This window comes from Roseinatronobacter alkalisoli (assembly GCF_028745735.1).
GTDB classification, from domain to species: domain Bacteria; phylum Pseudomonadota; class Alphaproteobacteria; order Rhodobacterales; family Rhodobacteraceae; genus Roseinatronobacter; species Roseinatronobacter alkalisoli.
Genome location: NZ_JAQZSM010000010.1, coordinates 104992 through 125212, shown reverse-complemented (window position 1 = coordinate 125212; position 20221 = coordinate 104992). Strand labels below are relative to the sequence as shown.

17 protein-coding genes are annotated in these 20221 nt (G+C 60.0%); 1 reads left to right on the top strand and 16 read right to left on the bottom strand.

The window, feature by feature from the left end:
- Positions 1-6 precede the first annotated feature (6 nt).
- Positions 7-558: an HNH endonuclease gene (locus tag PUT78_RS12360; protein WP_274352574.1), complete on the top strand. Its 552-nt coding sequence runs from the start codon at positions 7-9 to the stop codon at positions 556-558.
- A gap of 463 nt (positions 559-1021) precedes the next feature.
- Here the strand turns inward: PUT78_RS12360 and iolB are convergent, their stop codons facing one another.
- From iolB to PUT78_RS12280, 16 genes are all read right to left on the bottom strand, one after another.
- Positions 1022-1816, bottom strand: coding sequence for a 5-deoxy-glucuronate isomerase (iolB, locus tag PUT78_RS12355; protein ID WP_274352573.1), 795 nt, complete (start codon positions 1814-1816; stop codon positions 1022-1024).
- An 11-nt stretch (positions 1817-1827) separates the two neighbouring features.
- Complete coding sequence (locus PUT78_RS12350) at positions 1828-2022, bottom strand: hypothetical protein (protein ID WP_274352572.1); 195 nt, start codon at positions 2020-2022, stop codon at positions 1828-1830.
- Entirely contained in the window at positions 2019-2921 is a 903-nt protein-coding gene (iolE, locus tag PUT78_RS12345; protein ID WP_274352571.1) for a myo-inosose-2 dehydratase, read from the bottom strand. The genes PUT78_RS12350 and iolE overlap by 4 nt, the downstream gene beginning before the upstream one ends.
- Positions 2918-4741, bottom strand: coding sequence for a 3D-(3,5/4)-trihydroxycyclohexane-1,2-dione acylhydrolase (decyclizing) (gene iolD, locus PUT78_RS12340; protein ID WP_274352570.1), 1824 nt, complete (start codon positions 4739-4741; stop codon positions 2918-2920). The genes iolE and iolD overlap by 4 nt, the downstream gene beginning before the upstream one ends.
- Before the next feature lie 63 nt (positions 4742-4804).
- The gene (locus PUT78_RS12335) at positions 4805-6724 is read right to left on the bottom strand and encodes a bifunctional 5-dehydro-2-deoxygluconokinase/5-dehydro-2-deoxyphosphogluconate aldolase (protein WP_274352569.1); all 1920 of its coding nucleotides are present in this window, start codon (positions 6722-6724) and stop codon (positions 4805-4807) included.
- On the bottom strand, positions 6711-7829 hold the full coding sequence (locus PUT78_RS12330) for a Gfo/Idh/MocA family protein (protein ID WP_337994678.1): 1119 nt from the start codon (positions 7827-7829) through the stop codon (positions 6711-6713). The genes PUT78_RS12335 and PUT78_RS12330 overlap by 14 nt, the downstream gene beginning before the upstream one ends.
- Positions 7826-8839, bottom strand: coding sequence for an inositol 2-dehydrogenase (gene iolG / locus PUT78_RS12325; protein WP_274352568.1), 1014 nt, complete (start codon positions 8837-8839; stop codon positions 7826-7828). Before iolG ends, PUT78_RS12330 begins: the two co-directional genes overlap by 4 nt.
- 65 nt (positions 8840-8904) lie before the next feature.
- A complete protein-coding gene (locus tag PUT78_RS12320) occupies positions 8905-9684 on the bottom strand; it encodes an ATP-binding cassette domain-containing protein (RefSeq protein ID WP_274352567.1) in 780 nt (259 codons plus the stop codon).
- 13 nt (positions 9685-9697) lie between these two features.
- Positions 9698-10783 carry an ABC transporter permease gene (locus PUT78_RS12315; protein WP_274352566.1) on the bottom strand — a complete coding sequence of 362 codons (1086 nt, stop codon included), beginning with the start codon at positions 10781-10783 and terminating at the stop codon, positions 9698-9700.
- 84 nt (positions 10784-10867) lie between these two features.
- Positions 10868-11815 carry a sugar ABC transporter substrate-binding protein gene (locus PUT78_RS12310; RefSeq protein ID WP_274352565.1) on the bottom strand — a complete coding sequence of 316 codons (948 nt, stop codon included), beginning with the start codon at positions 11813-11815 and terminating at the stop codon, positions 10868-10870.
- Between the two features lie 65 nt (positions 11816-11880).
- Positions 11881-12705 (bottom strand): TIM barrel protein, encoded by an 825-nt coding sequence (locus tag PUT78_RS12305; RefSeq protein ID WP_274352564.1) that lies wholly within the window; start codon positions 12703-12705, stop codon positions 11881-11883.
- A gap of 126 nt (positions 12706-12831) precedes the next feature.
- Complete coding sequence (locus PUT78_RS12300; protein WP_274352563.1) at positions 12832-13863, bottom strand: LacI family DNA-binding transcriptional regulator; 1032 nt, start codon at positions 13861-13863, stop codon at positions 12832-12834.
- Between the two features lie 110 nt (positions 13864-13973).
- Complete coding sequence (locus PUT78_RS12295) at positions 13974-14579, bottom strand: LolA family protein (RefSeq protein ID WP_274352562.1); 606 nt, start codon at positions 14577-14579, stop codon at positions 13974-13976.
- Between the two features lie 133 nt (positions 14580-14712).
- Positions 14713-15612 carry a hypothetical protein gene (locus PUT78_RS12290; RefSeq protein ID WP_274352561.1) on the bottom strand — a complete coding sequence of 300 codons (900 nt, stop codon included), beginning with the start codon at positions 15610-15612 and terminating at the stop codon, positions 14713-14715.
- A 222-nt stretch (positions 15613-15834) separates the two neighbouring features.
- Entirely contained in the window at positions 15835-18936 is a 3102-nt protein-coding gene (locus PUT78_RS12285) for a DNA translocase FtsK (protein WP_274352560.1), read from the bottom strand.
- 17 nt (positions 18937-18953) lie between these two features.
- Positions 18954-20132: an aminotransferase class I/II-fold pyridoxal phosphate-dependent enzyme gene (locus PUT78_RS12280; RefSeq protein ID WP_274352559.1), complete on the bottom strand. Its 1179-nt coding sequence runs from the start codon at positions 20130-20132 to the stop codon at positions 18954-18956.
- Positions 20133-20221 lie beyond the last annotated feature (89 nt).

Here is a 20221-nt window from a genome sequence, read left to right as displayed (position 1 = left end):
GGGAAGATGGGACGCCGTAGCTTCGACACGCTCGGACAGGTTCTTTTCTGGTCATACGCTAACTTGGCAATGGCAGATGCCGCAGTTAGAAACGGGGCAGAAAAATACGGCGTCCCGTACTATATGATCCGCGCAAAGCTATATAAAGCGCTTACTGATGGGACAACCTCTCCTCGATCTCTGTATTTTGATGAACGCGACAAGCTTTTATCCAGAGGGCGATGCAGCTATTGTGGCTCGACAGATAATCCGTCGTTGGACCACTTGTTCGCGCGAGTAACTGGTGGAGCCGATTCCGCAGAGAATTTGGTTTTTTGTTGTATACGGTGCAACAGCTCCAAAGGGAAACAAGATGCATTAGTCTGGGCTAAGTCAAAAGATAGGTTTCTGCCGCTTTCCGTATTAAGAAGATATTTAAAGATTTCAATTCGCTACTCGAACGAAACAGGAATAATTGAAGCACCAAGAGCAACCTTCAACGAATTGGAGGTCCCCTTTTCAATTTCAGATATTCCTCATACTTATCCCAAACCCAAAGACCTTATATGGGCCTATTGAGTAACTCGAACCGCCACACGGGCGTCTTTACTGTCCGCACATTTGTACATACAATATGATCACTTTCGACTGGGACCACGGCGTTAGCGCCAAATGTGAAAAGCACGGCCTGACCCGCGCCCAGATCGAGGCGATGTTCCGCGCGGGCCTCTCTGTCGGGCCCGATCCGGAGCATTCCACCATCGCCGAGCAGCGCTTTCATCGTGATCGGCCTGAAACGGGCCGCAGGTCATGCACCAAGCCGCGCCAGCGGTGGGCCGGGGTCTGGCGGTCCCACGCTATACGAGTTCAATTTATGCAGGCGGCATAACTCCGACCTATATGGCTTGGCACAACACCAGCCGAACCGGCAGGCCGCGGGACGGCCCGCCGGTGGCGCGGCGGGCTTGCGCCCTTGGTTCCGCGCTTAGGCATTCCCGATAACCGTTTCAGCCTGATGCAATCGCGCTTTCAGCCCACCCCGTCACATCAGCCATTCATGGTCCGGGTCCGCCACGAAGCGCCATTTGCGCAACGGGCCGGCCATGACATTCAGGTAATACATTTCATACCCGTGCGGCGCGGCGCAGGGGTGGTGGCCGCGCGGCACCAGCACCACATCGTGGTTTTTCACCGACATGGTTTCATCAAGGCTGCCATCTTCGGTATAGACCCGCTGGATGCCGAAACCCTGCGCGGGGTTCAGGCGGTGGTAATAGCTTTCCTCCAGATAGGTGATGCGCGGAAAATCATCTTCATCATGGCGGTGGCTGGGATAGCTGGACCAGTTCCCCGCAGGGGTGAACACTTCTGTCACCAGCAGGCTGTCGGCCACATCCGCATCTTCCATGGCAATATTGTTGATCCAGCGGGTATTGCTGCCTTCGCCGCGCTGGGTCAGGGTTATGCCATCCGGCCCCAGACGCCGCGCAGGGTGGTTGCCCTTGCCCGGTGCCAGACACAGCGCAACCGTGCAGTCGGTTTCAGCCACCACCTGCCAGCCCTGCGCGGGCGGGATATACAGGCAATGCGGCGGCGTTTTTTCAAACACATCCATCCGCTCCCCCATAAGGCCCCAATCCTGCCCGGCGGCCTGCACCTGCGCGCGCCCTTCGACCATGACAAGGATTGCTTCCTGACCGCCCGTCAGGCCCGAAGCCACAGCACCCGCCACCAGCCGGTGCAGTTGAAACCCCACATAGCCCCAGCCCGCATTTTCCGGTGTAATATCATGGACAAGGCCCGTGGCGCTTGTCGGTTTCCGCAGCAAATGCGACATCAGGATTTCCTTTATTCCGGGTCTTTCGGGTCAAAAGCGATGAAGAACTGATGCGCGCAATAAAGCCCCGCCGCACCAAACAATATGGCAAAGAACGGGCTGCCCGTGACAATTTCAAACACGGCCCAGCCCAGACACAGCGTCACCACCGCCACCCGTCGCCAAAGCGGGCGAAAGAACGGGTGCTGCACATCCAGAAATTTCATTGCGATGGGGTCAATCCTGTCTTTGCGGCCAGACGCTTCAGCGTATGCAGGCCAAGGGTCTGGTACAGAAGCGGGTTGCGCGCATCGGGCAGTTGTTCGGCCTCTATCACGATCCAGCCATCATAACCGGCCCGCGCAAGGATCGCCAGCAGGGGTTCGAAATCAATCGCGCCTTCCTGATCACCCGGCACCGTAAACACACCCGCGCGCACCCCGTCAAGGAAGGACAGCCCCTGCGCCCGGACCTGTGCCATAATGGGGTCGCGCACATTCTTGGCATGGAAATGGGCCACGCGCCCGACATGACGCGCCAGCACCGTTTCAGGGTTCCCCCCGCCGAAATGGCAATGCCCCGCGTCAAACAGCAGATGCACATGCGGCCCGGTCGCGGCCATCAGCGCGTCAATGTCATCCGGAGATTCAATAACCGTGCCCATATGGTGGTGATAGGCCAGCGTGATCCCCTGCCCGGCCAGATAGGCTGCGAATTCCTCCAGCTTCGCGGCAAAACCTTGCATTTCTGCCGCTGTCAGCTTCGGGCGCTGCGCCAGCGGCACATCGCCGCCATGAATCGCATTCGATGTCTCGCATACGATCATCACCTTGCAGCCATTGTGCCGCAGCTTCGCCAGATGCGCCTGACAGGCTTCGATTTCCGCAGCCACGGACCGCACCAGCAACTGGCACGAATACCAGCCGGAAATGAAGGCCAGCCCATGCGCGGCAAGGGTCGCGCGCAACTCCTCGGGGTCGTCTGGCCAGCGATGGCCGTTCTCGATCCCGTCAAAGCCGATCAGTTCACCCGCTTCGTGCAATATGCGCGCGGTCGGAATATCTGCGCCAATGCTGTGATCATCATCATTGGCCCAGGCGATGGGGTTGGTGCCGAACTGGATCATGGGCGGTCTTTCAGCTTGGTTTCATAATTTTCACGCGCCGCGCGCACATCCGCACGCGGGCTGACTTCCGGCACGGCCACATCCCACCAATGCCCGCCATGGGGCGTGCTGGGGTATGGGTCAGTGTCAATGACAATCACATAGGGGCGCGTCTTGCCCGCGCGCGCGGCCAGTGCCGATTCCAGCTCGGCAATGCTGGCCACCTTGACGGCCTCTGCACCCATGGCGCTTGCATGGGCAGCAAAATCAATCTGCGGCTGGTTCTCAACCCGCGCATGGGCATAGAGGTTGTTGAACTCCGCCCCGCCTGTGCCCATCTGCAACCGGTTGATGCAGCCATACCCACGATTATCGGTCAGCACGACGGTAAAGGGAACGCCCATCATCACCGCGGTTGCCAGTTCCGAATTGGCCATCATATAGCTGCCATCGCCCAGCATGCAGATCACGTCGCGCGCGGGCTCCGCCAGTTTGATACCCATCGCGCCCGCCACCTCGTAGCCCATGCAGGAATAGCCGTATTCCATGTGATAATCGCCCGTGCGCGTGGATTTCCACAGCTTGTGCAATTCTCCGGGCATGGTCCCCGCCGCCGACATGACCACCGTATCATTGTGCACCGTGCGCTGAACGGCGCCGATCACCTGTTGGTCGGTTGGCAGACTGTTGGCGTTGGCAGGGGGCAACGTCAGCGGATCGACACGGGCAAACCAGTCATCGCGCAGGTCCAGCGGCGGCGGCGCCTTGTGATCGCGCAGGTCGGCCCCCAGCGCAGCCAAAGCCAGCGCAGCATCGCCCTGAACAGCTTCGGCCCCGTGTTTGAGGGCATCATAAGCCGCCACATTGATCGACAGAAGCTGGCATCCGGGGTTCTTGAACAATGCCCATGAACCGGTGGTAAAGTCCTGAAAGCGGGTGCCGACGCCGATAACGAGGTCTGCCTCTGCGCACAGCCGGTTGGCACATTCGGCGCCCGTCACGCCGACCGGCCCAAAGTTCCAAGGGTGTTCCCAGTGCAACGCCGATTTGCCCGCCTGCGTTTCCACCACGGGAATGCCGTGCGCCTCTGCGAAGCGCGCCAGATCGTCACAGGCCCCGGAAAAATGCACGCCCCCCCCGGCGACGATTACTGGGCGTTGCGCCGCGCGGATAAGGCTGCCGGCGCGCCAGATCTCGCCCTGATCAAGGGAGGGGCGCCGGATACGCCAGATCCGGGGCGTAAAGAATGCCTCTGGCCAGTCATAGGCCTCGGCCTGAACATCCTGGCAGAACGCCAGCGTAACGGGCCCGCAATCGGCGGGATCAGTCATGACCCGAAGCGCGCGGGGCAGGGCGGTCAGAAGCTGCTCAGGCCGGGTGATGCGGTCAAAATAACGGCTGACCGGGCGAAAGCAGTCATTTGCGGAAACCGTACCATCCGTGAAATCCTCGATCTGTTGCAGCACCGGGTCCGGCCCGCGCCCGGCAAACACATCCCCCGGCACAAACAGCACCGGCAAGCGGTTCACATGTGCCAGCGCCGCTGCGGTCACCATATTCGTGGCCCCCGGCCCGATACTGGATGTCACCATCATCGCATGCCTGCGCTGCAATTGCTTGGCATAGGCAATAGCAGCATGCGCCATGGTCTGTTCATTCTGTCCCCGCCATGTCGGGAAATCATCGCCAATGCCGTGCAATGCCTCGCCCAGTCCTGCGACGTTTCCATGCCCGAATATGGCCCAGGCACCCGCGATGAAGCGCGCGCCATCCTCGGCCATTTGTACCGACAACCAACGCACCATGGCCTGCGCCGCTGTCAACCGAACTGTCCCGCTCATGCCTTATCCTTCCCGTCTTCATCTTGCCCAGAATATTCCGGGGGCCGCGCCCCCAGACCCCCTTCAGGCCGCATCGCGTGCCTGTGCCCGCGCACCGTCCCAGACCGCACAAAGCCGCGCGTAGCGGGCAGCCATCTCGGCGATCGCGCCCGCATTATCGACCTTGCCTGCAAACCAGCGCCGCGCGACATCCCCAAAGATCGTGCGCCCCACGGCAAAGCCCTTGACCAGCGGAAATTGCGCGGCGGTGGCGAAACTGGCTGCCAGATCATCCTCTGGCGCGTCCAGCCCCAGCACGACAATCCCGCGCGTATAGCGGTCATGCGCTTCAATCGCGGCAATGGCATTGGCCCAGGCCGCGCGCGTCCTAAGTGGTTCCAGCTTCCACCAGTCCGGAAACACCCCTTCGTCGTAAAACCGTGAAATCACCTGTGCGGTGGTCTGCTCATCCACTGCGCCCGCTTTGGACGGGATTACTTCCAGCAGGAATTCCAGCCCGTTGCGCCGCGCCGCCGCGTATAACCGCCTGACCGTGGCAATCTGTTCCGCCCACAGGCCCGCGTCATCATCAGGGTGGCAAAAGCACAGCACCTTCACCACATTCCCCCGCGCCCATGCCTCCAGGCCACCGCAATCGGGGCCAAGTGCCGGTTCCAGCGTCAGGGGCCGTGACCCCGGCCATTCTGCAGGCCGCCCGACCCACAGCCCAGTGCCACTGGCCGCGTGCAATGCCCGCCGTCCGATCCGGTCATCGCACAGAATGCCATAGCCCGCGCGCCCATCCTGAACCGACAGCGCGGCTTGCAGGCACAGTTCCTTGAACGCAGCGCCGCGTTCAGGGGTGTAGCCATCCATTTCTTCAAGCTGAATCCGGTGGTCAAAGGCGAAGATGCGGTAATCTGGCCAGTCCGCCCCATGATTGCGCGCGCGGTTGGTGGACCAGTGAATCTGCTCCAGCGCCGCATCATTGCGCAGATCAGGCCGGATCACGCCACGTTCCAGAAAGAACTCCAGTTCCGCAAGCGACGGATAGGCGGGGGTGCAGCCATGGCGCGACACCGCGAATGCCCCGCAGGCATTGGCGTATTTCAGTGCGGTCGGCCAGTCCGCCCCATCCAGCCAGCCCTTCATCAAGCCGGAAAAGAACCCGTCCCCCGCGCCCAGAACATTGAACACCTCAATGGGGAATCCGGGGCCGGTCTGGCCATCATCCAGCCTGTCGGGGATCGTGCCTTCAAACGCCACGGCGCCTGCCGCGCCGCGTTTGCACACCAGCACCGCATCCGACACGGCCCGCACGGCACGAAGTGCGGCAATCGTATCTGTCGTGCCGCCTGCGATGTGGAATTCTTCTTCAGTGCCCACAATCAGGTCAAAGAAATGCAAAGATGCTTGCAGTTTTTCCGTCACCGCCGCCGATTCCACAAAGCGGTTTTCGCCATCACCATGCCCGGCCACGCCCCACAGGTTCGGGCGGTAATCAATGTCCAGCGCGGTTCTGACACCATGCTTCCGCGCCAGACGCAGCGCCTTCAGCACCGCCGCTTCTGTGCGCGGGTGGCTTAGATGCGTGCCCGTGGGCAACAGCGCGCGGGCGGATGCAATGAACCCTTCGTCAATGTCATCTTCGCACAGCGCCATATCCGCGCAATTCTCGCGGTAGAAAATCAGCGGAAACTGGTCCTCATCACGGATACCCAGCAATACCAGCGCGGTCAGACGGTCCGCATCCGTCACCACGCCGCGCACATCCACCCCTTCGCGGGCCAGCTGTTCGCGGATGAAACGGCCCATATGTTCGTCCCCGACCCGCGTGATTACCGCTGACCGCAGCCCCAGCCGCGCAGTGCCACAGGCAATATTCGTGGGGCTGCCGCCGATATACTTGGCGAAACCGCCCATATCTTCCAGCCGCCCACCAACCTGCGCGCCGTATAGATCCACCGACGACCGGCCAATCGTGATCAGGTCAAGCTGCGTCATGTTTCATATCCTCCATGCGGACGGGGCGGCCCTGTGAACGCGCCATGGCGTGAATGATCCGCTCGATCTGCACCCCTTCGGCAAAATCGGGGCCACAGGGCACGCCGCCATCAATAGCGCGGATCAGGTCGCGCGCCTCTATTACTTTCTGTTCATTGAAGCCGAAATTATGGCCCGGTGCGGGACAGAACGCTGCAAAATCAGGCTGGTCCGGGCCTGTCAGATGGCGGGTAAAACCCGCTTCACCGGCACGATGAATCCAAAGCTCGTTCATGTTTTCCTGATCGAACACGATTGTCCCATCGCTGCCATGCACTTCCCATTGCAACCGGCATTTCCGACCGCGCGCCACGCGACTGGTGGCAAATGACCCCTGCGCACCACTGGCGAAACGGATAAGCGCCAGTGCGCTGTCCTCATTCTCGACCGTGCGGGGGCCATCGGGCGCAGGGCGCTGTGGCACGGCAATCTGCGTCATCGCGGTAACTTCGGTGACTTCGCCCATCAGGGCCACCATAACACTGACCAGATGGCAGCCAAGATCCCCAAGCGCACCAAGACCGCCGCCTTCATGCGTCATCCGCCAGGACCAGGGCAGCGCCGGATCGGCGCAGTAATCTTCGTCATAGACCCCGCGAAAGGCCAGCGGCGTGCCGATCCTGCCGTCCTGCACCAATGCAAGGGCGGCCTGAAATGCAGGCGCACGCAGGTAGTTATAACCCAGAAGCGTGACCTGACGGGGATGGGCGGCAGCGAGGGCGGCCATAGCCTGCGCGTCCGCAAGCGTCAGCGCCATCGGCTTTTCCAGCCAGACATGCTTGCCCGCGCGCAAGGCGGCTTCCGCCATGGGGCGGTGCAGACCATTGGGCGTCGTGATGGACACCACATCAACCGCCGGATCACTGATTGCCGCTTCCCAATCGGCCATGCCACGCGCGAAGCCAAAACGCGCGGCAAATTCGTCGGCCTGTGCCTGTGTCACATCGCACAGGATTTCCAGACGCGGATGAACACCACCAAAGACAGGCGCGACCCCACGCCATGCAAGCGCATGGCATTTGCCCATGAAGCCGGTGCCAATCAATGCCACGCCATGGGACATCATGCGACTTTCTGTGCTGACGCGACCAGCCGCACCGCCTGCCCGCTTTGGGCCGATTGCAGCGCCGCATCGGCCAGTTCCAGCGCGCGCAGCCCATCCCCGGCAGTGATGGGCATGGCACTGCCGTCGCGCAGCGCCGCCGCAAATGCCGCGATTTCAGCAGCATAGGCCGCAGTATAACGGGTCATGAAGAAATTCAGCAAAGGCGCATCATGAAACCCCTGCGCATCGGCGAACTGGATGTTTGCTGCATGCTGATTGCGCGCACTGACCATGCCGGTTTCGCCCAGAACCTCGATCCGCTGGTCATAGCCATAGGTTGCGCGGCGGGAATTGGTGATGATGGCCTGCCGCCCGCTTGCGGTGCGCAGGATGACATTCGCGCTGTCAAAATCACCCAGCGCGCCTATTTTCGGGTCGGTCAGCACTGATGCCTGTGCCATGACGGTTTCCACCTCCTCGCCCAGCAGCCAGCGCGCCATGTCAAAATCATGGATTGTCATGTCGCGGAAAATCCCGCCTGAACTGGTGATATAGTCGTAAGGCGGCGCGCCGGGGTCGCGACTGATCAGAGTTACCATTTCGACCTTGCCAATGCGGCCTGCATCAATCGCGGCTTTCAGCGCCGCGAAATCGGGGTCGAAACGGCGGTTGAACCCCACCATGACCCGGCCGCCGGTTTCCTTGACCACTTGCAGGCAGGCCCGCACGCGCGCTGTGTCCAGATCAACCGGTTTTTCACAAAACACCGCCTTGCCCGCGCGGCAGAACCGTTCAATCAGATCGGCATGCGTGTCGGTGGGCGTGCAGATAACCACGGCATCGACATCATCCGCAGCTTCGATAGCGTCAATGGAACGGATATCGCAGCCATATTTCGTGGCCATGGCTTCGGCTGCGGCGCTGATGGGGTCGGCGATGGCGACAAGTGCCGCCCCGTCAACCTGTGCGATGGCGCGGGCATGCACCTGGCCGATGCGGCCTGCGCCCAGAACGGCAAAACGTGTTGTCATTTCGGAACCTTTGAAAGGAGGGATGCCCCGCAAGGCGGGCGCATCGGGTTTTCGTTCGATATAGCTTACAGCGCGTCTTCGACCATGTATTCCGCCTGGGTTTTCGCGCCGGTGATATAGGCCACAACCTCCTCACCACTCACATCTGCGGCGCGCAGATTGGCGCAGATACGCCCGCGCCGGAACACGACAATCCGGTCACACAGATCCATCACCTGCCGCATGTTATGGCTGATCAGGATCAATGGTTCGCCCTGTTCCTTCAGCGCGCGGACAATGTTTTCCACCTGCGCGGTTTCCTGTACGCCAAGCGCCGCTGTGGGTTCGTCCATGATGGTCAGTTTGGAATGAAAGGTCGCAGTGCGCGCTATCGCCACGCATTGCCGCTGCCCACCCGACATGAACTGAATCGTGTTACGGATGGAAGGGATCTTGACCCCGGTCTTTTCCAGCGCCGCCAGCGTGTCGGCATGCATTGCCGCGTAATCCAGCCGCCGGAACGGGCCAAGCCAGTTCCATTTCGTCTTTTCCCGCCCCAGAAACAGGTTATCGGGCACGTCCAGATGATCCGCCAGCGCAAGTGTCTGAAAGACAGCTTCAATGCCGGCTTCGCGTGCTTCGATCGGGCCTTTGAACTCGACCTTGTTGCCATCGAAGTGGATTTCGCCACGGGTAGGTTGTTCGACGCCGGTGATCTGTCGGACAAAGGTGGACTTACCCGCGCCATTATCGCCCATGATGGCCACATGTTCACCCCTGCGCAGGGTGAAATTGGCGTCTTCCAGCGCGTGAACACCACCATAGTGTTTGGTCAGGCCACGGGTTTCCAGAATGATGTCGTTCATGTCCATGCTCCCTTCACAGCCGATGCGCGGCGCGGCGTTGGCGCCACTGATCCAGCACAACGGCGCCCACGATGATCGCGCCCTTGGCCATTTCCTGGTAATAGGCATCCAGCCGCAGATAGGTGAAACCGCTGATGATCACCCCAAAAATCAGCGCGCCCAGCGCCGTGCCGATGATCGACCCGCGCCCGCCCTGCAGCGAAATGCCCCCGATCACGGCCATGGCAATAGCGTCCAGTTCATACATGACGCCCATGCCCGCCTGCGCGGTCAGGTTCTTGGAACTCAGCACGATCGCAGCAATCGCTGCCAACCCGCCCGCGATGGTGTAAACCATGGTCAGATGGCGCTGAACATTGATACCCGACATGCGCGCGGCATCCATGTTGGACCCGATAGCATAGGTATGCTTGCCATAAACCGTGTGGCGCATGATCAGATAGAACAGCACCGCCAGCGCAACGAAGATATAGACAGGTGTCATCCCGGCACCGATGGTCGCGAAACTTTCGGTAGGGAAGGACACTGGCTGCCCTTTGGTCCACCATTTCGCCACCCCGCGCGCGGTAACCATCATGCCAAGTGTCGCAATGAAGGGCGGAATGCGCGTATAAGCCACCAGCAGCCCGTTGATCAGCCCCGCGAACAGGCCACAGGCCAGCCCGACCATGACCGGTATCATCACAGGCAGATCTACCCAGCCCTGTTCAAAGAATACCGCCCGTGTATTGGGGCTTCCGTTCACTTCGCCGACTTGCGCGAAACTCATGGCGATCATCGCGGTCGCCCCGACAATAGACCCGGAAGAAAGGTCAATCCCGCCAGTCAGAATAACCTGCGTTACCCCCAGCGCGATAATCCCGATGATGGCAACCTGAAGAATGACGATTTTCAGACGCGCTTCGTTGAAAATGCTGTCAAACCGCCCCTGTGTGTCGAACAGAAAGCTTTGCCCGTTCATATAGGGCAGGGTCTGCCCCAGAATCTCGAACACCCCGATAATCAGGATCAACGCCAGAAAAACGTTCAGTTCCGGCGGCCGGTGACGTTTCTTGTGGTCATATTTCAGACCGCCAATTCCCATGATCGCGTCTGCCATGACGGTATCCTCCATGTTATCCGGCATTGGGGCGGCGCTGCGTTCCGCCGCCCCTGTCGTCAGCCGGTCCGATCTTATGCGTGATCAGTTGGCACTCAGATAGTCATCCAGGTTTTCCGGTGTGACCAGTTCAAACGGGATATAGACCTTGGTCGCGACAGACTCGCCCGCTGCCAGATCAAGCGCGGCCTGAAGCGCGCCGGAACCCTGACCCGCCGCGTTCTGGAACACGGTCACGTCCAGATCCCCGGCCTGCATTGAAGCCAGCGCATCCTGCGTGGCATCCACGCCGGTGACGATGACATCATCCATGGAAATGCCCGCTGCCTTCATGGCCTGAATGGCGCCAATTGCCATTTCGTCATTATTGGACAGCAGCGCGTCGAACGGTTCGCCTGATGACAGCCAGTTCGTCATCAGATCCTGTGCCTGATCGCGCGACCAGTTGGCGGTCTGACGGTCAATCACATTCATGAAATTACACATGTCGATGCCAAGGATATCATCGAAATCCTTGGTACGCTGAACGGCTGCCTGGTTCGACAATTCGCCCATCATGATATAGATATTGGCGGATTCTGTCTTGCCTGCGGCGCGCAGCAACATGCAGGCCTCGAACGCAGCCAGAGTGCCCGATTCGATTTCGTTGGAGCCGACAAACGCCTGATTGTCAGGCAGCGTATCCACATTGACCGGCTGGCGGTTCACATAGACCAGCGGCACGCCAGCGCTTGCAGCGGCATTGCTCATGGCTTCCGTGGCAGAGGTGTCAACCGGGTTGACGATGATTGCCTCTACGCCCGAGGCGACGAAATTGTTGATCTGGTCCAGCTGCCGGGCCACGTCATTCTGTGCATCTTCAACCTGAAGGCTCACGCCGTCCATTTCTGCGGCCAGGTCGATCATGCCATTGCGCAGCACAGTCAGGAAATTATCATCAAACAGTGCCATCGATACGCCGATATTCTGCGCATTGGCCATAGATGCCATCATTGCGGTGGCCGCTGTGGCAGCTAACAGGGTTTTCTTCATTTTTCTGGCTCCTCCCAGTGATGGTGTCCGGCGCACCTTGTTCCTCTGCCGGAATTCCTTTCCGCTCAGGCGGCCTTGGCCCGTAACCGGGCGGAAATGAAATCAAAAGACTGGCGCAGCGCGGTCAGCGGATCGGCCAGCGCCTGCGTTTCGGGTGAAAAACATTCATAGCTGAACACACCGTCATACCCCGCCGCAAGAAGCGCCGCGATCTGATCGATATTGCCCAGCCGGTCACGGCTGTCGATCAGCACGCGATGTTCATCTTCCATCTGTTCAACCGGCAATGCCGGGTCAACCACGGCAGAAATATGCACAATGCCAGTCTGCGCGGCATGCAGCGCCCCGCCACCCGCCAGCGTGTGATGAAACGTGTCATGCACAATGCGAACGCGGTCAGCCATGTCCAGCGCGGCAATCATCTCGACCAGTTCCGTCTTGGACCGCAGCGACGACCGGACAAAGCCCAATGGTTCGACCAGCGCGATCATGTCAGCGGCGCCCAGCATCGGATAGCATTCTTTCAGCGCCACGCGCAGATTGGCCTGCCGTTCGCCCTCTGCGCCACCGGTGCCGTCATTGCGCGGGATCAGGCTGATGGTTTCCGCACCCGCACGCTTTGCTGTATCGATTAGCGACACTACCTCTGCGGCGCGGTCGTCATTCCAGCTGTTGAACGGGTAGACCTGACTCAACCCCAGAAACCGTAAGCCCCGCGCGCGCACCATCTCGCCCGCCTGTTCGGGGGCCAGCCCGTCAAACAACGGGCGGTTCAGCGCACCCATGTCATTGCGCAACTCCACGCCCATGCATCCAAGATCACGCGCCAGATCCAGAAAACCGGCGAATTGCAGGTGCGGGGCTGTCATCTGGTTGAGGGCGAATTTCATGAAGCATCATCCTTGCGGCACAGGCCTGTTGCGCTGCACGCTGCCCCCGGAAACCGATTCAGTCAATCTGCCAGCCGTGTTTTTCCGTCATTAATGACGTATTTCTGCGCATGCTAAATGACGTATTTACGCCATTTCCGGCAGGATGATGCGCGGATCCAGAAAATGCTGGCCCGCAATCCCGCCATCGCCACCCTGCGTTGCGCGCAGCATCAGATCAACCAGATCGGTGCAAAGCTCCGCCAAAGGCGTACAGATGGCCATGGTCACATAACCATCGGCCAGCGCGGCGCGGCTGTCATCCGTCAGTTCATTGACAACAAGCGCAATGCGCGGGCTGGCATGCAATTCGCGCATCGCGGCAATCGCGCCCTCCATCCCGCCGCCCGCGATATAAATACCCGCAAGGTCCGGGTGGCGGCGTACCAGATCCAGTGTTGCCTCATAGGTAAGTTGTCGGGTTTCCAGGTTGACCAGCGTTTCCAGCACGGTGAATTCCGGCGCATTCTCGCGTACATAGGACCGGAACCCCACTTCGCGCAGGTCATGCCCATGCCAGCGATTTCCGCCCACGAAGACCGCCAGCTTGCCGGGCCGTCTGGCGCGCCCCGTGACCATCCAGGCCGCAACCCGCCCGATTTTCATATTGTTCAGGCCCAGATAATTGCGCCGCACGCCCTGGGCGAAGTCATTGAGCAGCGAAAAGACCGGCACGCCATCTGCCTGCAGTTCCTGCACCGCCTGTGTCAACCGCTGATGATTGACCGCCACCGCCGCCACCGCATCACATTTCGGCCCCAGCGCCTTGAGCGCTTCTGCAAAATCATCGGGCGACTGAGATGACGCATAGCGGATGATCGCCCGCCCCCTTATGTCGGGGCGCGCGGCGATGGCGGTTTCAATCTCGCGCGCGAAATTCTGATAGAATTCCTGCGCTTTCTTGATCAGGACAAAACCGAACGTGACTTCGGGCTTGGCCGCATCCAGATTCTGCGAAAGCAGCCCGCGCGCGTGATAGCCCACGCGATGCGCAGCATCTGCGATCTTGCGCAAGGTATCTTCGCGAACACGCAGGCGACCGTTCAGCGCGCGGTCAACCGTGGTCACGCTTACGCCGGCCTCGCGGGCCACATCCTGCACGGTCGGGCGTCTGGCCATGGTGGAATCCGGTCATAATGATGTTATTCCATCATCATGACAGCGTATCCCGCATTTGCAAGCATGAATCACCCGCAATGCGGTGTCATATCCGGGGCGCGTGCCTGCGTTTACCGGCGCCGCTGTTCCATTTCTGCCGAGACATCGAATAACCGCGCCGACAGCTGGCCGCCAAAGCGCATATTGCCCAGAATGACCGTTGTTTCCGCGCCAGTATCATCGCGGACCACCCATTGGCGCAATTCCGTGGGGTTGGCGGAAAAGTTCAGCCGGATGGACCCGTATTGCGGATTGTCAGGGTCCTGGGCGACAACGGTTGTCACGTCGCCATCAACAGTATGGCCAACGACCATGCGCGCGCGCTGGAAATCCACATTCTCTTGCAGAATGATGTTCAGCGGCGTGTGCCGCAGCGGGTATTGGTTTGGTCCCTGATTGGACCGCCCGTCAAACACCGACACCTGACTGCCGCCCGCCATGACCAATGCGCGTTCGGGCGGGTCATATTCAAACCGCATGCGGCCGGGGCGGCGGATGAACATCCGGCCCGTTACCAGCGACCCGTCGGGGTTTATCTGCGTAAACTCCCCTTCGGCGGTGGTGAAGCTGTTAAAATAGCCCGAGATTTCCGCAAGCGGAATGGCCTGGGCCATGGCTGGCCGGACCAGCGCAAGCGCTGGCAGGGACAGGAAAAGGGAACGGCGTGTAATACTCATGATTACCTAAATAATGCAGGATGCGTGTCTGGCAAAGCCACGATGTGATCACGCGCCCTACACAAGGCAGAGAGTTGCCGCCGGGCACCTTTCTACCGGCCGGTTACCCGTCAGACAAACCACCGCAGCCCCATCAGTCCCTGCCGAAGGTTACAGTTGTCGCCGCATCTGTGTTTTCGACGTCGAAATCGTCAACGCCGGTCACGCCATGCAGGAAGATACGCGCCCGGAAAACGCCGCCTTCATCTTCACCGTCACCCGAGGGTGGCACAGTGAGCGTCAGATTGATGCGCACCCCGGCATCGCGCTGCTGGATCGATTCCAATTCGACATTACCACTTCCGGATGCTGGCAGGTTGATCCGCAGAAGGTCTGTTTCAGGGTCGAAATCACGGATGATCACATTGCCGAACCGCGGGAAGTCATTAACGACAATTCCGTTAGAATCCATGACAGGGCGGTCGTAATTCAAAATGAAAGTATCATTCCCGTCGCCGCCGCGAATATCGGCAAAACCGTTGTTAACAATGACAGTATCGTCCCCGGAGCCAGCGCGGATGATTTGTGTCTCAACTTCTTCGTCGGAATAATACGACTCCGAGACAATTACGTCATCGCCGGCACCAGCATAAATCCGTGCATTGGCCGCGATAATGGTGTCATTCCCGTCGCCGCCGTAAATGTCGGCCATAAAGGGTGTGTTCTTGGTGATCAGGTCATCCCCCGGACCGCCGGAAATAAGGTCAACACTCTGTCCCCACAACCAGATACCGGGGTTGTCCGGGTCACCAAAACTATCGGCGGTGATCGTATCATTGCCCGCACCGCCCCGAATTTCGTTAATCCGCTGCTGGAACATACTTTCTTGCCAGGTTTCAATATAGATACGCTGCAAATCCAGCGGCGTTATCAGATCCGACCCGCTGGTGCCCTGCAGCACTATCTGGCCATTCTCTCTGATCAGTTCGATTTCTTCGTCATTGTCCTCGTCGGGGTCACTGTCGGAAGAATTGTCGACCATGGCCGCAATCATCGCCACGGCGCCAATACCTAAAAACAAAAAAGCATACTTTCCATAACATCACTCTCTCACAGAAAATTTTCGATAAATTGATGCAATCAGCACGGGCTTGTCAACGCACAACACCGCCTTAACGGTTGCAACATGAAGGGTCATGCTGACACAAAAGAACAATCAACACGATAAGCGCTGATTGTCTTGAAATGCTGAACAGTATCGGGTCGGCGGCTTCCGCTACCCCTGTTCCGGGATCAGGATTTCGCGTTTGCCGACATGGTTTGCCGCTGTGACCAGCCCTTCATCTTCCATCTGTTCAACCAGACGCGCGGCCTTGTTATAACCGATGCCCAGTTTGCGCTGGATATAGCTTGTCGAACATTTCCGGTCCTGAATAACCACCTGCACGGCCTGATCATACAACGCATCTTCGCCCGTGGTATTGCCGCCAAGGCCAAGAACAGCGTCAATATCAGCTTCCTTGTCGGATTCCGGCCCGTCCACCACGCCCGATTTGTAATCCGGCGGGCCAAAGGATTTCAGGTGGTTGACGATTTCCTCCACCTCTTCGTCGCTGACAAAGGGGCCGTGGATACGGGTAATCCGCGCGCCACCCGCCATATACAGCATATCGCCCATACCCAGCAGCTGTTCGGCGCCCTGTTCACCCAGAATGGTGCGCGAGTCGATCTTGCTGGTCACCTGAAACGAAATCCGCGTGGGGAAGTTCGCCTTGATGGTGCCGGTGATCACATCGACTGACGGGCGCTGCGTGGCCATGATCAGGTGAATGCCCGAGGCCCGCGCCATTTGCGCAAGGCGTTGAATGCAGGCCTCAATCTCCTTGCCGGCCACCATCATCAGGTCTGCCATCTCATCCACGACGACAACGATATAGGGCAGCAGTTCCGGCGCGAATTCTTCCGTTTCGAATACCGGATCACCGGTTTCATCGTCGAATCCGGTCTGGATGGTGCGCTTGAACATTTCGCCACGCGCCAGGGCTTCGCGCACGCGGCCATTGTAGCCCTCGATATTGCGCACGCCCATCTTGGACATCTTGCGATAGCGTTCTTCCATCTCGCCCACGACCCATTTCAGCGCGACAACGGCCTTTTTCGGGTCGGTCACAACGGGCGACAGCAGGTGCGGAATGCCATCATATACCGACAGTTCCAGCATTTTCGGGTCAATCATGATCATGCGGCATTCATCCGGCGTCAACCGGTACAGCAATGACAGGATCATGGTATTGATGGCCACGGATTTACCTGACCCCGTGGTACCCGCGATCAGCAAATGCGGCATCTTGGCCAGGTTGGCGACCACCGGTTCACCGTCAATGGCCTTGCCCAGCGCCAGCGGCAGGCGCATCTGCGTATCGCCAAAATCGCGTGCGGACAGGATTTCGCGCAAAACCACCTTTTCGCGGTGCGCATTGGGCAGTTCGATCCCGATGATGGACCGGCCCGGAACCGTGGACACCCGCGCTGACAGCGCCGACATGGACCGCGCAATGTCATCGGCCAGACCAATGACACGGCTGGCTTTCAGCCCCGGCGCGGGTTCCAGTTCATATTGCGTGACAACAGGGCCGGGGCGCACGCTGACAATTTCACCGCGCACGCCATAATCATCCAGCACCGCTTCCAGCATGCGCGCGTTTTCTTCCAGCGCTTCATCGCTCAGGGAATAGCGCTGCACATTGGCGGGGTTTTCCAACAGCAACAACGGCGGAAGTTCATAGGCAACGCTTTCGCCTGCATCAAAGGTAAAACCCGGCTCTGCCTCGGCGCGCGCCTGGCGCGAGGTCTGCGGCTTGACCGGCGCAGTCGCCACAACGCGGCGCTGCAAAACCTGACCGGGGCGCATTGCCATTGCGGGTTCCTGTGGTGAAGACACTTGCATTTGCGGGGTTGCCGGTTCCGCCGAAGGTGTTGGTTCCGGCGCCACAGGCTGCGCCGCCAGCATCCAGTCGGGCATATGAACACTGCCCAGAACCGGTGCGGCCATCTGCGCCGTGAATGTCGCCGCGGCAAGGGGCGGCTGTGTTGCTTCAGCTACCGGGTCTGGCTGGCGATTGTCCTGCACAGGTGCCCGCAATGGCGGCTCCTGCACCGGGCGCTGGCCGGGATTTAGGGGCGGCCGCAGGTTCGGGTTGAACACTTGCACCGGTTTGGCATGCTTGCGGTGGCGCACGGCATCTGCAATGCGGCTGCTGATCCGATCAGGCGCGGGCGCCTGCGCTGACATGGCAGCGCTGTGCGGCTGCCGTTCAACCAATTCGGGTTCCGGCATGGGCGCGGGTTCCGCACTGCGCATGCTCAGGGATTTAAGCTTGGACAACAGGCCGCCGCGTTGTTCTTCCTCGGGGGGGGCGCTGTAACGCAGGGGTTCGCGCATACGCGCGGGCGGGGGCATATCAGCAACCATCGGGTCAATCAGAACATCGTTATCATCCTGATGCCAGTCATTGTTGGCATACCCGGTGGGGCGGATGACAGGCGCACCCCGGCGGGTCAGGACCGGTTCCTGCGATGCCTGCGCACGCTGAACCATCGGTTCGCGGTCGTAATATTCGGGCGGGGGCGGCGCCCTGTGCGCATTTTCTGCGCGGGCATGCATATGATCCTGCACCCTGCGCGCCACAACACCGCCGGCGACTTTGGCCCCGCGGACGCCGCCGACAACGCCACCGCGCAACGCCGTCATAACGCCTGCATAGGTCAGAATAAGCCCCGTCAGCAGGAACCGCGCGAAAAGCAACGCCTCGTGCCGGTTGACACCCATCACGAAGCCCCAGACCGCAAGCGTTGCAAACAGCAACAGCAGCGACATGAACCCGACACCAGCCGCAGGCGACATGGGAAGCGCGTTTACCACTGCCCCCAGCACCGTGTCGCCAAACACACCGCCCATGCCATACAACATGTCCCAGCTTTGGCTGGGCACAAAACTGGCGCACCATATGGACGTCACCGCAACCGCCAGCGGCAGGAATACGCCGCGCGACATCACGGCTTCATGACCGCGCCCCAGAACCAGCCGTAGGCCCCAGCCCCCCAGAAACAGAACAAACCCCCAGGATGCGACACCGGCAATCACCATCAGGGGCGATGCAATCGTGGCGCCCAGACGGCCAAGGGAGTTCTGCACCGGCGCATCGCTTGTCACCATCCAGCCCGGATCGGCGGGCGAATACGACCCCAGCATCAGACCACAGACAACCGCCAGCACCCCCAACCCGATTCCTGCCAGTTCGCGGCCACGCTTTTGCAAAACAGCCTGCAGTTTGCTGTCCAGAAGCGGATCGCGCTTGTCAATATTGTAAGATGCCATCTGACGCGCCCTTCGGGTTAGATATACAGGCAGGTGCGCAACCGGATCAGCGCATCCTGCAATTCGTCGATCAAATTCACCATGGCCACGCGGATAAACCCGTGTCCGGGGTTGAAACCGTCCACATCGCGCGACAGATACGCGCCGGGCAATACCCTGATGCCGGTTTCCGTCCACAGCTTCAGCGCGGCGGCTTCGCCATCGTCAACCGCAAGCCACAGGAAAAACCCGCCTTCCGGCCCCACATATCCGGGCACATTTCCGAAAATGCGGTCCGCCAGCGCATATTTCTGCTGATACAGCGCCCGCGACCGGTCCACATGCGCCTCATCCGCCCAGGCGGCGGCGGCAACATACTGCAACGGTTCAGGCAGCGGCGCACCGCTATAGGCGCGCAACTGCCGGATACGGCGTATGCATTCGACACCACCCGCCACGAAGCCCGACCGCAGACCCGGCAGATTTGACCGTTTCGACAGCGAGTGAAAGGACAGCACCCTTTCCGGGTCCGCACCCATTTCGGCGGCAATTTCCAACGCACCGGGGGGCGGCGTGTCGCGGTAAATCTCGGAATAGCATTCATCAGCGAAAATGCGGAAATCATGCTTTTCAGCCAGCGCGATCAGATCACGCCAATAGGCAGCATCAGCAACCGACCCTTGTGGATTTGCAGGCGAGCAGACATAGGCAATGGCCACGCGGTCCAGAACATCGCCGGGCAGATTGCCATAATCGGGCAAATTACCGGTAGCTGCGGTTGCGGCCACAAAGCGCGGCTCTGCCCCCACGGCAAGCGCCGCCACAGCATAGACCTGATAAAACGGGTTCGGCGTCAGGATGACAGGCGTTTTCCCGTTCTTGTGTTCGGGGCACAGGGCAAGGGCCGCATTGAACAGCCCTTCGCGGGTGCCGTTCAGAACCATCAGGTTCTCTGGTTTCAGGGTGACGCCGTAACGCCTTGAAATCCAGCCCTGAATTTCATTCAGCAGCTGCGGAACGCCCTCATTCACCGGGTATTTTGCGAAACCCGCAATATGTGCGTTCAGCACATCGGCCAGAAAGGGCGGCATTTCATGGCGCGGTTCGCCAATGGTCATGGCAACAGGGTCACCACCGGGCTGATGATGATCCAGAAGCGCGCGCAGGCGCGGAAATGCGTATTCAGGCAGGTTCGAAAACCGCTCTGGGAATGCCATGGACTGCCTCAACTGCTCGGGGTCTTTTGCCCCATTATTGGGTGCAGGATAACGCGCAGGGGCCGCGCCGTCCAGAAAAACGACAGAAG